The organism is Citrobacter sp. Awk 2 (assembly GCF_028069815.1).
Classification (GTDB): domain Bacteria; phylum Pseudomonadota; class Gammaproteobacteria; order Enterobacterales; family Enterobacteriaceae; genus Citrobacter.
This window is the reverse complement of record NZ_JANEWL010000028.1, coordinates 1-14,249: the sequence shown is the minus strand read 5'-3', so window position 1 is coordinate 14,249 and position 14,249 is coordinate 1. Positions and strand designations below refer to the sequence as shown.

Sequence of the window (14,249 nt, the reverse complement as noted above, 5' to 3'; positions counted from 1 at the left end):
CGGAGAAATCCGGCCCTTTTTTTTAGTTCATCCGCTCCACGATCATTGCTATACCCTGGCCGCCGCCGATACACAACGTTGCCAGACCGAGCGTTTTATCCCGTGCCTGTAACGCGTGCAGCAATGTGACCAGAATACGCGCACCGCTGGCACCGATAGGGTGGCCCAGCGCAATCGCGCCACCGTTAACGTTGACCTTTTGTGTATCAAACCCCAATGTTTTACCCACGGCAAGAAACTGCGCGGCAAATGCTTCATTAGCTTCGATAAGATCGATATCCGACAGCTGCAGTCCGCTCAGTTGTAGCGCTTTTTGCGTGGCAGGAACGGGTCCCATGCCCATCATCGCTGGGGCGACGCCGCCGCTGGCCCAGGCTTTGATTCTCGCCAGCGGCTTTAGCCCAGCAGCCAGCGCTGCCGACTCTTCCATTACCACCAGCGCGGCAGCACCGTCGTTAATCCCCGAGGCGTTGCCAGCGGTAACAGTGCCGGCTTTGTCGAAGGCCGGACGCAATGCGGCGAGCCCTTCCGCCGTGGAGTCAGCCTTGGGAAACTCATCGCGTTCAAAAATGAGGGTTTTCTTACGTGATTGTACGCTGACGGGGACAATTTCGGCCTGAAAAGCGCCGGACTCTATTGCGGCAACGGCTTTCTGCTGTGATAACAGTGCCAGTTCATCCTGCATTTCGCGGCTGATGCCGTACTCTTTAGCGACGTTCTCGGCGGTAATCCCCATATGGTAGCCATGTTCAGCACAGATCAGCCCATCACGCAGAATGACGTCTGACAATTGCCCGTCACCGAGGCGATATCCCCAGCGGGCTTTAGCCTCTAACAGGTAGGGGGCCTGACTCATGTTTTCCATTCCACCAGCGACCAGTGCCTGGGCCTGTCCGGCGGCGATCGCCTGAGCCGCAAGCGCCACACTTTTGAGACCGGAGCCACACACTTTGTTGACGGTGAATCCGCAAACGGTGTCGGAAAGACCGCTTCTTAACAATGCCTGACGCGCCGGATTCTGTCCCAGACCGGCCTGCAGCACGTTACCCATAATCACTTCTTCAACCTGCTGTGGATCAAGATGAGCGCGCTCAATTGCCGCTTTTATCACGGTTGATCCCAGCTCGATAGCGCTGGTGGTCGCCAGTGCGCCATTAAAGCTACCGATTGCGGTACGTGCCGCGCTGACAATGACACAGTTTTTCATTTTTCTGTTCCTTTATGTAAGTAATGGCTGTCAGAACAAGGTCAATCCAATGACAAAAATGACGCCGGAGAAGAACAGGGCGGTGATGCAGTACCCCATGATGTCGCGCACCCCCAATCCGGCGATAGCCAATGCAGGTAGCGCCCAGAACGGCTGCGCCATATTCATCCACTGCTCGCCATAGGCGATAGCCATTACTGACTTACCGAGATCGGCACCAAGGGCCTGAGCGGCTGGCATGACGAACGGTCCCTGAATAACCCAATGGCCACCGCCAGACGGCACGGCAAAGTTAATCAGTGCTGAACTGAAGAAGGTCATCAGCGGGAAGGTGTCTTTGTTGGCGACGTTGATGAAGAACTCGGTAATCAATCCACCGAGGCCAGAGTGCTCCATCATCAACTGAATACCGGCGTAGAAGGGGAACTGCACCAGGATGCCGGCGGTGCTACGCGCGGCTGCGCTAACGGCACGCATATAGGCCATAGGCGTTTTATGCAGCAGCAGACCGGCAATCATAAACATCAGGTTGACGGTGTTGATGGTGATGTTGAAGCCTTTCTCAGTGAAATAGATAGCCAGATAAGCAATCCCTAATGCCCCAATGATCAGGGCCAGAATGCGGCTCTCTTCCAGTTTTTCCGATGGTGGGGCGTCGGGTGGCAGTTTTTTCTGGAAATCAGCTTCTTCCAGTAACAGCTTCGGATCGATACTTACCACATCAGAAGGTTTTGGCGTCATCATGCGTGTGATGAACGGCATCACGACGATCAGTGCCACGGTGATGAAGATGTTGAAACCGGTAAACAGCGTGTTTGCGACCGGAATTAACCCTGCGACGTGTTCAACCGGGTTGCCTGGTGTTGCCGCCAGCAATGGCATTGAACCGGAGAAGCCACCCCCCCAGGTGAGAAAACCGATGTAGGCACAAGCAATCAGCAGGGGGTAGTCGGAGCCGGGTACCCGGCGTGCGACTTCACGGGCAAACATCGCCCCCACTACCAGACCAAAACCCCAGTTGATGACGCAGGCGACTGAACCGAAAAACGTCACCAGCATGACCCCCTGAGCGGGGGTTTTGGCGGCAGACGCTGCCGTACGCAGCAGACTTTTCACCGGTCCTGAACTGGCTAACGCATGGCCTGTGACGATGATCAGCGCCATCTGCATGCCGAAAGCCAGCAGATTCCAGAAACCATCACCCCAGAATTTCACCATGCTGACGGGTGTTTGTGGCGTTAGCCACAGCGCGATGCCGAAGGTCAACAGCGTTAGCAGCATGGCGAAAATTAGTGGGTCAGGCAGCCAGCGGCTGACCACGCGCGTCATAAAACGAGCAATGCGGCCGATCATGCATCACCTCGCAGGATAATCAGCTCGGCGGCGACATCAAACTGCGCTTCGGTTTTTTCACGCAGCGTGGCGATATCGCATCCTTCCGCGATCTCCGTAAGCCACATTTTTCCGTCAATGAAACGGAAAACAGCGAGTTCGGTGACCAGCATATGCACCGCATGTTGTGCCGTCAGCGGCATGGTGCAATGTCGGAGGATCTTCGCTGAGCCGTCTTTTGCGCAATGCTCCATCGCGATAATCACTTTGCGCGCGCCGGTCACCAGATCCATCGCCCCTCCCATGCCGGGAACCATTTTGCCGGGAACGACCCAGTTGGCGAGGTTGGCCTGCTCATCGACCTGTAACCCACCGAGCACACAGGCATCGACATGGCCCCCGCGAATTAACGCAAACGACATGGCGCTATCAAACATGGCCGCGCCTGGTAAAATCCCGCACGGTTGCCCACCGGCGTTTACCAGGTCGGGATGCGCGGTTGTGACCGGCCCCAGACCGAGAAAACCATTTTCTGACTGCAATGTGATATGAATGTCAGCGGGCAGGTAGTTCGCAACCATCGTCGGCAGACCAATCCCCAGGTTGACGACATCCCCATCGTGAAGCTCAAGCGCCACACGGCGCGCAATACGTTGTTTAGCATCCATGATTAGCTCTCCTGTGGAATGACGATATGGTCGATAACGGCACCGGGGGTAACGATATGGTCTGGCTGGAGTTCACCGATCCCGACCATTTCATCCGGTTCAACCAGTGTGATGTCGGCGGCGAGGGCAATCAGTGGGTTAAAATTACGGGCGCTAAGTTGATAGGTCAGGTTGCCAAGCGTGTCAGCGCGGTGTGCGCGGATTAGCGCCAGATCGGCACGTAATGGACGTTCGAGCAACCAGACTCTGCCATCGAGCGTCATGGTCTGCTTGCCATCTTCCACTACGGTGCCGACACCGGTTGGCGTGAGAAAACCGCCAAGGCCTGCGCCACCGCAGCGAATTTGCTCAATCAGAGTGCCTTGCGGCACCAGTTGTACGTCCATTTCACCGGCAATCATGCGGCGACCGGTTTCAGGGTTGGTGCCAATGTGCGAGGCAATCACTTTGCTCACGCGACCATTGACGATTAAGGGGCCGATACCGGTATCGACAAATGCGGTATCGTTGGCAATTAACGTCAAATCCCTGACGCCAGATTCAAGTAAGGCTTCGACAAGGCGAGGTGGCGTGCCAACCCCCATAAAACCGCCGACCATGATGGTCATGCCGTCACGAAAGAAGCTCGCTGCGTCTTGTAAAGTAATCAGTTTTGTTTTCATTATGTTTCCCTTTTGCATACTCCATTTTGGGTACGCTCAGGGAATTGCAAGCCGGGTGCCAGAATGACAAATAGCGAAATTATTTTTTAATTATTTGAATTTTATGATTTATTTTTATTAGCTGGCGAGGGGGATGTGGAGTTGCTATGCAGATTTTTGCGCAGTGTGCAAAATTCTGCATAGCAAATTTAGGTATCAGGAGCCTGACGGATCAATACCATACTCTTGCAATTTGTACATCAGAGCGCGCCGACTGATCCCCAGCATTAGCGCGGTACGGGTGCGGTTGCCATCCTGATTGTCGAGCACCTCAAGGATGATGCGTTTTTCCTCACGCTTAATTTCTTCCTTCAGATTGCGTTCTCCGGTCTGAACTGCTTTTACCTCTGTTACGGTACTGACAGGCGATCGGAACTGCGCAGGCAGGTCTTCGGCAAAAATCACCGCGCCGGTATTCATGACCACCGCACGTTCGATGACGTTAGACAGTTCACGAATGTTCCCTGGCCATGGCCAGGCGGTAAGCATGGACATCGCCGTGGGATCGATCTCAATGATATCCCGCTGATTTTCTGAGCTAAATTTTTGTAAAAAGTGATTCGCTAACAGGGCGATGTCTTCGCGGCGTTCGCGTAACGGGGGAAGGGTCAGATGAATCACGTTAAGCCGATAAAACAGGTCTTCGCGGAACGTTCCTTCCTTCACCATTGTTTGCAGGCAGCGGTTGGTGGCGGCAACAATACGGATATCGACGCGGATAATTTGGTGTCCGCCGATGCGCTCGAATTCTCTTTCCTGCAAAATACGCAGCAGTTTGGCCTGCAGAACCAGCGGCATTTCACCAATCTCGTCGAGCAGAAGCGTTCCCTTATGCGCGCGTTCGAACAGCCCCTGGCGTAGGGTTTGTGCACCGGTAAATGCCCCCTTTTCGTGGCCAAACAGTTCGCTTTCCAGTAAGGATTCCGGTAAGGCCGCACAGTTGATTTTGATAAAGGGGCCGTTGGCGCGTTTACTGTTGTAGTGGATGGCGCGGGCAATCAGCTCTTTTCCTGTGCCACTTTCGCCGCTAATCAGTACGTTCGCCTGTGAGAGGGCGATTTTTGCCGTGTCTTTACAAATATCCATCATCACCGGGCTGGTAGTCAGGATATGCCCCCATTGCCAACTGGTGCTTAGCGCCTGATGCAGATTGCGGATCTCCTGCTTCATTGCCTGAAGCTGTAGTGCGCGCTGAATGACCAGATTGAGCTCATCCAAATCAAAGGGTTTAATCACATAGTCAAACGCGCCGCTACGGAGAGCTTCTACTGCGGTCTCCACTTCGGCGTAGGCCGTCATCAGAATCACGGGGATCCGCGGCTGCTGGGCGCGCATGGCTTTCAGTGCATCAATACCGTCCATCTCTGGCATACGGATGTCCATCAGTACCACGTCAGGATGCGTATCAGCAAACAGAGTCAGCGCGGCTTTTCCATCGCTGGCGCAGTGCGTCTCATGCCCTTGCAGGGAAAACGCAGTGGCAAGCATACGGCGAACATTTTCTTCGTCATCAACGATGAGAATACGGTAGGTCGTTTTCATTCTGACGGATTTCCCTGCGGGTTAAGAGGTAAAATCAGGGTGAAGGTTGCGCCGCAGCCCGGCATACTTGTCACGTGGATATCCCCCTGATGCGCGTTGATAATGCGCTGGCTTAGCGCCAGTCCAAGACCCGTACCTGACGCTTTGGTCGTAAAGAAGGGGTCGAATATTTTCTTCTGAATGGCAATATCGATACCGTTGCCATTATCTTCAATCATCACCGCCTGCTGTGAGGCTGAATATTGCCAGGTGCGGATTCGAATTTCGCCCCGTGCGGCTATCGCCTGCACCGCATTGATTAAAATATTAAGGATCACCTGCTTGAGGAGTTCGCGATCGGCGACGATGGCGGGCAGGCTGGCATCTAATTCTGTGGTAAATGCGATTCGAGCCTGTAGGCCTGCGGTTTGCACGAGGATCAGCGTTTCTTCAATCAACGCATTGAGCCGTACCTGCTGCCACTGGCTTTGTCGCGGGCGAGAGAAATCCAACAGTTGCTGGATGACTTTATTGATTGAGTCAATTTCGTTCAGCACAACGGATAAATAATCCTGATGTTCTGGTAAAGACGTTTGTTGGCGGATGATCTGTACATAGCCACGGATTGCCGTCAGCGGGTTACGTACCTCATGCGCCACTCCAGCCATCAACTCGCCGAGCGTCGCGAGCCTTTCCGTTTGTGCCAGCCGGCGCTGTGTCTCTTTGCGGGCCGTTAAATCAGAGAAGATCACCAGAGCTCCGATTAGCTCGCCATGCGCGTTATGGATCCGGCTGGTGGTGACGCTTATTTCAATGGTGCGGTCGCGACCAGGAAAACTTACCTCCTGGGCGACATGTTCGGTGCCGTGCTCCAGTGTATCCAGTACCGGGCTGGAGAACTGAGTATCGGCAAAGAGGGTTGCATAGGGCTGCCCGACCAGTTCATGAAGCTGATAGCCAGTGATTTGCTCTGCCGCCGGGTTCATGGTGGTGACATCGCCCTGTCTGTCGATGGCAATGACGCCGTCTGCTGCGTTCTCAATAATCAGGTCATTAAGGGTTTTGGTTTCCCGAAGCGTTTGTGCCAGCGCATTGACGCTGCGGCTGATTTGTCCCAGTTCGCCGGGCAGTTCAGGCAGTCGGGCTGGTGTTTTTTGCGCCAGCGTGGAGAGCCCGTCGGTGATAATGTCGATATTCGCACTGAGACGGCGAGAGAAAAGCACAATCAACAGCAGGCTACTGATGAGTCCGGCAGCCAGCACGGCAATGATCCTGACGTCCATTTTCCAGGCTTGCTGGCGGATATCTTCCGTCAGTTCATTCGCCCAGATATAGCCAATAACTTCACCCTGCCGTTCGATGGGGATCATGGAGTTGAGGATGTCGCCACGAACCTGTCGTCCGGAAAAAACCACAGGTGCGTTGCTGCTCATCACTTCACGTCCGGGGTGATCGTCAGTGATGGTGATACCGACATTACTTTGATACAACGCAGAGGGGGCGTAGGTGATGATTGCATCCAGTGCCTTGTTGTAATACCCCGCGCCGATGCCAGGAAATGCCTGGGTGATCCGTTCGGTGATGGGGCCCAACTCAAGATTCAGCGCCCGAATGCGCGCTTCACGCGGTAAATCTGCGTAGTGGCTAAAGCTATCGCCCAGCGCACCGTTAAGCAGAGTGAGCACCGATGACAGTTTTTTCTCTTTTTCAGATAAGACTGCTGACCGACCTTCGGTTTCTACGATATAACCAATAGAAATCGTCGGCACAATGACCATCAGAATGGCCATCATGATCATTTGGTTACGTAAACGTCGCGGGTATAAACGACGCGTCAGCCATCTCAGCTTGCGCATTCTCACATCCGTGCAGTGTTTTTTAGGCAAACGACGATTATCAGGGGTTAAGACAACGGTGTCAGAGCGGTGTATCATATTCCCGTAAAGAGAGGGCATTGCGACGCCGGACATTTACCGCTACCTTAACCACACTCTATTGATATCCTGAGGCGGAGCTTCGCCCCTTTGAAATACCTTGCTTCCGTTCATTCAACTCTAAAAGTCTCACGCTACCTGTTCAGAGCGCTGGCCTTACTGGTCTGGTGTCTGATTGCTTTTGTTTCGGTGTTCTACATTGTGAATGCGCTGCACCAGCGAGAGTCTGAGATCCGCCAGGAGTTTAATCTCAGCTCCGATCAGGCCCAACGCTACATTCAGCGTACTTCTGACGTGATAAAAGAGCTGAAATACATTGCTGAAAACCGGTTAACGGCAGAAAACGGCGTGATGTCATTGCGGGCACGGGATGATAAAACCGTGGTGCCGAATTTTGAACCGCTGTTTGCCGATTCCGACTGTGCGGTGATGGGTAATGCCTGGCGTGGCTCGCTGGAGTCATTAGCGTGGTTTATGCGCTACTGGCGCGACAATTTTTCAGCGGCTTATGATTTGAACCGCGTGTTCCTGATCGGCAGCGATAACCTCTGTATGGCCAATTTTGGTCTGCGGGATATGCCTGTCGAACGTGACGAGGCGCTGAAAGCGCTGCATGAGCGCATCATTAAGTATCGCAATGCCCCGCAGGAAGAAAACGGCAATAACCTGTTCTGGATAAGCCAGGGGCCACGTCCAGGGGTGGGGTATTTTTATGCGCTGACGCCGGTCTATCTTGCCAATCGTCTGCAGGCGTTGCTGGGTGTGGAACAGCCGATTCGCATGGAGAACTTCTTCACGCCGGGCAGTTTGCCGATGGGGGTGACCATCCTTGATGAAAATGGTCATGCGCTGATTTCACTCACCGGTCCTGAAGGCACTATTAAGTCTGAACCGCGCTGGATGCAGGAGCGCTCGTGGTTTGGCTACACGCCGGGTTTTCGCAATCTGGTGTTAAAGAAAAACCTGCCGCCATCCTCGCTCAGTATTGTGTACTCCGTGCCGGTCGATCTGGTGCTGGAGCGGATACGCATGATGATCCTAAATGCGGTTCTGCTGAATGTGCTGGTAGGTGCGGCGTTGTTTATGCTGACGCGCATGTATGAGCGGCGTATTTTTATTCCAGCGGAAAGCGATGCCCAACGCCTGGAAGAGCATGAGCAGTTTAACCGTAAAATCGTGGCTTCTGCGCCGGTCGGTATTTGTATTCTGCGCACAATTGATGGCATTAACATTCTGAGCAACGAGCTGGCGCATACCTATCTCAACATGCTGACGCATGAAGACAGGCAACGGTTGACGCAAATTATCTGCGGCCAGCAGGTTAATTTCGTCGATGTGTTGACCAGCAATAATACTAATCTGCAAATCAGCTTTGTGCATTCACGTTATCGCAATGAGAACGTAGCGATATGCGTCCTGGTCGATGTGAGTGCTCGCGTGAAAATGGAAGAGTCGTTGCAGGAGATGGCGCAGGCGGCGGAACAGGCCAGCCAGTCAAAATCAATGTTCCTTGCGACGGTGAGTCATGAGCTACGCACGCCGCTGTATGGCATTATCGGTAACCTTGACCTGCTGCAAACGAAAGAACTGCCCAGCGGAGTGGATCGCCTGGTGACGGCGATGAATAATTCCTCCAGCCTGTTGTTGAAGATTATCAGCGATATTCTTGATTTCTCGAAAATTGAATCCGAACAGTTGAAGATTGAACCGCGCGAATTTTCACCGCGTGAAGTGATGAGCCATATTACGGCCAACTACCTGCCGCTGGTGGTACGCAAGCAACTGGGATTGTACTGTTTCATCGAACCGGATGTGCCCGTGGCATTAAATGGCGATCCGATGCGCTTACAGCAGGTTATTTCTAACCTGCTGAGTAATGCGATTAAATTTACTGATACCGGCTGTATTGTGCTGCATGTTCAGTGCAGCGGCGACTACCTCAGCATTCGTGTGCGTGATACTGGCGTGGGGATCCCGGCCAAAGAAGTCGTTCGTCTGTTCGATCCCTTCTTCCAGGTGGGGACGGGCGTGCAGCGTAATTTCCAGGGGACCGGGTTGGGTCTGGCTATCTGTGAGAAACTGATCAGCATGATGGACGGGGATATTTCCGTCGATTCTGAACCGGGGATGGGGAGCCAGTTTACGCTGCGGATACCGCTGTATGGTGCCCAGTACCCACAGAATAAGAGTGTGGATGGTCTTACCAGCACTCGCTGCTGGCTGGCCGTGCGAAACGCGTCACTCTATCACTTTATCGAATCCAGCCTCACGCGTACCGGGATGACGGTGCTGCGTTATGAGGGGCAGCAACCTGATGCAAATGATGTATTGATTGCTGATGATGTGCTGGATCAGACGTGGAAGGGACGAGCCACGGTGATTTTCTGTCGTCGCCACATTGGTATTCCACTGGAAAGAACGCCTGGAGAGTGGGTGCACAGCGTGGCATCGCCGCACGAGTTGCCCGCGCTGCTGGCGCATATTTACAGCGTTGAACTGGGTAGTGAAGCGCTTTCCACCGCGCTGCCAGCTCCGGACAAAGTGGGAGCCACAAACGATGACATGATGATTCTGGTGGTTGACGATCATCCGATTAACCGCCGTTTACTGGCCGATCAGCTAGGATCGTTGGGGTATCAGTGTAAAACCGCCAACGACGGTGTGGACGCGCTCAATGTATTGAGTAAAAACCATATTGATATTGTGCTGAGCGACGTCAACATGCCGAATATGGATGGCTATCGTTTGACGCAGCGTATTCGCCAACTGGGGCTAACGCTGCCGGTGATTGGTGTGACGGCCAATGCTCTGGCGGAAGAGAAGCAGCGCTGTCTGGAGTCGGGAATGGACAGCTGTTTGTCCAAGCCAGTGACGTTAGACGTGCTGAAGCAGACGTTGACTGTCTATGCGGAACGCGTGAGAAAAACGCGGGGATAAAAGAGGCTGGGTAGTGGTGTTTGCCTTATCCGGCCTACAGAACATACACAACGCTGTATTGTTCGTAGGCCAGATAAACGCGGTGCCTTCAGGCAGATGATATGAAAATGAATTACTCTTTGTCTGACGGGCTTAACGTCACGGATGACAGGTAATTCAGCAGGGCGATATCGTTTTCCACGCCGAGCTTCATCATTGCAGACTTTTTCTGGCTACTGATGGTTTTAATACTGCGATTGAGCTTCTTAGCGATTTCAGTCACCAGGAAACCTTCGGCAAACAGGCGCAGAACTTCACTTTCTTTCGGTGACAGGCGTTTGTCGCCATAGCCGCTGGCGCTGATTTTTTCCAGCAGGCGAGAGACACTTTCCGGGGTGAATTTCTTACCTTTTTGCAGCGCCGCCAGCGCCTTAGGCAGGTCAGTTGGCGCACCTTGTTTCAGCACGATCCCTTCAATGTCGAGATCCAGCACCGCGCTCAGGATGGCCGGGTTGTTGTTCATGGTCAAAACGATGATCGACAGGCTCGGGAAATGGCGTTTGATATATTTAATTAACGTGATCCCATCACCATATTTATCTCCCGGCATTGAGAGATCGGTAATCAACACATGAGCATCTAATTTAGGCAAATTGTTGATCAGTGCAGTGGAGTCTTCAAATTCGCCGACAACGTTCACCCACTCGATTTGTTCAAGTGATTTACGAATACCGAACAGTACAATCGGATGGTCATCGGCAATAATTACGTTCATAGTGTTCATGTATTGGGCTACCTTGCTACAGCAAGCTCTTGACGTAAACGTCAATGTCGCTGATGTACTTTTCTATACCTGGAGCATCTTTCTCTTGAATAAGATGTTCCAGCGCTTCACATAACTGCTTGCCGGGTACCAGATTAAGCATGGCAAACACGCCTTTCAGGCGATGGGCCGTTTGGGCTAACGCAGCGAAATCGCTGGTTGCTGCCTCAGTATACAACCTCTTAACATCATCCGGTACTGTGTCTACAAAGAGTGCATAGTAACCACTGGCATGAAGTTCGGCGTTTTCATCACCGCCGAGGGGGAGTTCCTGGATCTCTTCTTGCGCCAGTTGTTCTTCTATTAGCTCCAGGACAGCTTCCTGCATAGCATTGCTCATATTAAAGTTGACGCGCAGCTGACCGGGGGCAATTTTTCGCACGCCAGACTCATCATCGCTTAAAAGCAAGCCTGAGGCAGTAAGATTAGACGGATTATCAGTGATAAAGAGATCATATTCTTGACTATTCAGTCGCTCATCGGGGGTGATGCAGGTTGCTCCCCAGTTTTCCAGCTGACGCAATACAATGCTGCGTACGTCATTCGAGGTGACGTCAACCATCACGCAGACATCATCCAACAACCGTTCTTCATTATCAGCATGTTGGTCATGTAGCGGCATCTTAACATGGACGATATAACGCGTTCCAAGTTCTTCCCGCGCTTTAATATTCAGATGTCCACCCAATTTGCGTGCGAGCTGATCGCACAACCAGAACGTGAGTGGATTCGCTTTGCCATATCGATCGCTCTGCGTGTCATTGATGAACGGGAAGTGCAGATTATCAATTTCATTCAGCGCGACGCCTTCCCCCGTATCCAGAATACGGAAGGTCAGACGCTCTGCCTCCGATTCATCCTGGTCGACATCCAGCGTAATTTTGCCAATCTGCGTCGTGGTCACGGCATATTGGATGAGCAGCAGCAAAATACGACGCAGGGCATCGCGGTCGCCGCGGCGCTCATCATTGGCGCTCAGGTGATTTTTAATCAGCAGCTGTAACCCTTTACGCTTGATGGCTGGCAGTACTTCAGGCACGACGTCGTCAATTAACGCCTGCACGGAAAACAGCGTTGATTCACTTTTCCAGTCATCGCTTTCCAGAAGATTGGCCAACTGAATCTCATCGACCATACGTACCAGCACGTCTGCCTGGTTTGCCAGTTTCTCGCTGTCGGGCGTATTGAGTGCAGCAGCATTTATGGCCAGCGTTTTGGCAGGATCTTTCAGTGCGCTACCAATGTTTTGCATAAAGGCGGCGCGAGCCTGTTGGTTTTTCTCATACAGTCGCTGCGCTTGTTTCAGCTTTTTATTGACCAGTACTTCGCGATCCTGGTCGCGAATGATAAAGATCTGCGTGCGGGCTGAGATCTGGCTGCGGAACAGCCTGATCTCATATAATTCATTATTGATTGTGGCCTGGATGACCCCCTGATGCTGCTCCGCCATACTGGTGATATTTTGCAGATTTAAATGTGGCAGCAGATGGTCGGCAATTTTATTGCTGATAACCGTGCGGTTGGATTCCTGGTCGTGTACCAATAATCCCAGCGGCAGCAGCGAAACAATTTCTTCATTGATTGCGCGAAGTACCCGGAGTTCATTATTTGCGACAAGGTTTGGCGCCACTTCGTTTGAACGGGCAGGAAGGTGGCGGAAAGTGGTATAGCCAAACAGCGCCAGCGCCAGCAGAGCGATATTCAGTAACAGCGGCAGCAGAATACTTTGCAGCGTATCAAGCAGTAATGAACCAAAGGGAACCTGCCAGACCAGTCGCATATCCGTTGAATTTAGCGCTGAGGAGATCTCAATCTTGCTATTGTTAAAGTTGATGCTGACGCTGTCAGGCGACTCTTTTTCACTGAGATGTTCAGCCGTAGACGTGGCATCAGGCTCCAGGTGAAAGCTGTCCAACTGCATGCCCGGGGGGATCAAATCATTAATCGGCAGGTCAAACGCGACCACGGTTGCCAGATGTCCTGGTTGATTAAAGGTTGTGCGTAACGTGAAGTAATGGCCGTTTTGCCAGGCCAACCGGCGGAGGGACGAGAAGCTTTCACGCTCATCGAGCGCATTGGCCTGTTGTAACATTTCAGCGCGGCGCGAATCGACAATGTTGCCAATTGTCGATTCTTTAAAGCCGGAAGTGAGATCTTTCAGCGGCAGCGTTGAGATAAGAATCAGGCTATTGTCCTGACCATTCAGATAATACATTGACCATGGGACATTCTCTGCGCCCCACAGTGTATCCAGATAGGTTGAGATACGTTGGGTCATTTCCAGCGTAGAACTGTCATGCGAGCCGAAAATCAGTGCTTCAGTCTTTCTACGGGGTTTTTCAAGATAGTAGACATCTTGCTTGAGTCGGGTTTCCTGTAACCCGTCAGCAGTCGATGAGTTGGCTGTCGCTGCAATATTGTCATAGATTTGCCAGGTCACGTATCGCCAGGTATCCACCCTTTTATGAATTGCGTGGGTGATATCGACAATCTGATAGCTCTTATCTTTTAGCCAGGTGTTGACCGCGCTCTGGACCATCACGCCCATCATCACCAACAGCACCACGATCAGTAATAAGAAGAAACGGGTAATACTTCCCGGAAGCAGGGAGAATCGGGTAGAAGCCGTTGTGTCAGACTGACTCATTCGTGTTTATGACCTGTTAAAACGACGCTAAAGATGAAGGGGCAGTATAAAGGGTAATGTATGAATTGCCATACTTACGCAACATCCGGTGAGCTGCATTTTTTATTGTTGTGTATCGTTGCCAGGCAGGCAATGCAAACGTGTACAGCCGGTCACTACCAGTACAAATAGAGGTATGAAACCTACAGATTTAGCATTAAATAACAAGAAATTATTTGCCTGATTTATAAACGATGGTGAGCAGGTGAGATAGTTAATAGTCGTTATAGTTTTTCATCGGTAGCACAGAACAGTGATGTTTGTGTAAAGAAGGGTAAAAAAAAACCGAACGCAGAGCATTCGGTTGAAATAGGGGTAAACAGACATTCATGAATGAATGACGGTAATAAATAAAGTTAATGATGATAGCGAGTCTATTTTAGTTGCGAGTGAAGATTTTTTTTTATCATTCAGTGCTATGGTTGTGTTTTGTTCAAGTGGTTGATTTATAAATTTTTTAT

General features: G+C 51.9%; 9 protein-coding genes. 1 reads left to right on the top strand and 8 read right to left on the bottom strand.

Annotated elements, in window-relative coordinates; translation table 11 throughout:
- Window positions 1–22 precede the first annotated feature (22 nt).
- From NNO02_RS09650 to atoS, 6 genes are all read right to left on the bottom strand, one after another.
- On the bottom strand, window positions 23–1,207 hold the full coding sequence (locus NNO02_RS09650; protein WP_271454665.1) for an acetyl-CoA C-acetyltransferase: 1,185 nt from the start codon (window positions 1,205–1,207) through the stop codon (window positions 23–25).
- 30 nt (window positions 1,208–1,237) lie between these two features.
- Window positions 1,238–2,560, bottom strand: a complete 1,323-nt coding sequence (locus tag NNO02_RS09645; RefSeq protein WP_271454664.1) for a TIGR00366 family protein — start codon at window positions 2,558–2,560, stop codon at window positions 1,238–1,240.
- Complete coding sequence (locus NNO02_RS09640; RefSeq protein ID WP_048211108.1) at window positions 2,557–3,207, bottom strand: 3-oxoacid CoA-transferase subunit B; 651 nt, start codon at window positions 3,205–3,207, stop codon at window positions 2,557–2,559. Before NNO02_RS09640 ends, NNO02_RS09645 begins: the two co-directional genes overlap by 4 nt.
- Before the next feature lie 2 nt (window positions 3,208–3,209).
- The gene (atoD, locus tag NNO02_RS09635; RefSeq protein WP_271454663.1) at window positions 3,210–3,869 is read right to left on the bottom strand and encodes an acetate CoA-transferase subunit alpha; all 660 of its coding nucleotides are present in this window, start codon (window positions 3,867–3,869) and stop codon (window positions 3,210–3,212) included.
- Window positions 3,870–4,064: 195 nt separating this feature from the next.
- On the bottom strand, window positions 4,065–5,450 hold the full coding sequence (atoC, locus tag NNO02_RS09630; protein ID WP_271454662.1) for an acetoacetate metabolism transcriptional regulator AtoC: 1,386 nt from the start codon (window positions 5,448–5,450) through the stop codon (window positions 4,065–4,067).
- The gene (gene atoS / locus NNO02_RS09625; RefSeq protein ID WP_271454661.1) at window positions 5,447–7,285 is read right to left on the bottom strand and encodes a two-component system sensor histidine kinase AtoS; all 1,839 of its coding nucleotides are present in this window, start codon (window positions 7,283–7,285) and stop codon (window positions 5,447–5,449) included. Before atoS ends, atoC begins: the two co-directional genes overlap by 4 nt.
- 168 nt (window positions 7,286–7,453) lie before the next feature.
- Here atoS and rcsC point away from each other — a divergent pair, with 168 nt between their 5' ends.
- Window positions 7,454–10,300, top strand: coding sequence for a two-component system sensor histidine kinase RcsC (rcsC, locus tag NNO02_RS09620; RefSeq protein WP_271454660.1), 2,847 nt, complete (start codon window positions 7,454–7,456; stop codon window positions 10,298–10,300).
- 112 nt (window positions 10,301–10,412) lie between these two features.
- On the opposite strand, the gene rcsB is transcribed toward rcsC, so the two are convergent.
- Window positions 10,413–11,063, bottom strand: coding sequence for a response regulator transcription factor RcsB (gene rcsB / locus NNO02_RS09615; RefSeq protein WP_003027592.1), 651 nt, complete (start codon window positions 11,061–11,063; stop codon window positions 10,413–10,415).
- Window positions 11,064–11,079: 16 nt separating this feature from the next.
- Window positions 11,080–13,749 (bottom strand): phosphotransferase RcsD, encoded by a 2,670-nt coding sequence (gene rcsD, locus NNO02_RS09610; RefSeq protein WP_271454659.1) that lies wholly within the window; start codon window positions 13,747–13,749, stop codon window positions 11,080–11,082.
- Between the last annotated feature and the right edge of the window lie 500 nt (window positions 13,750–14,249).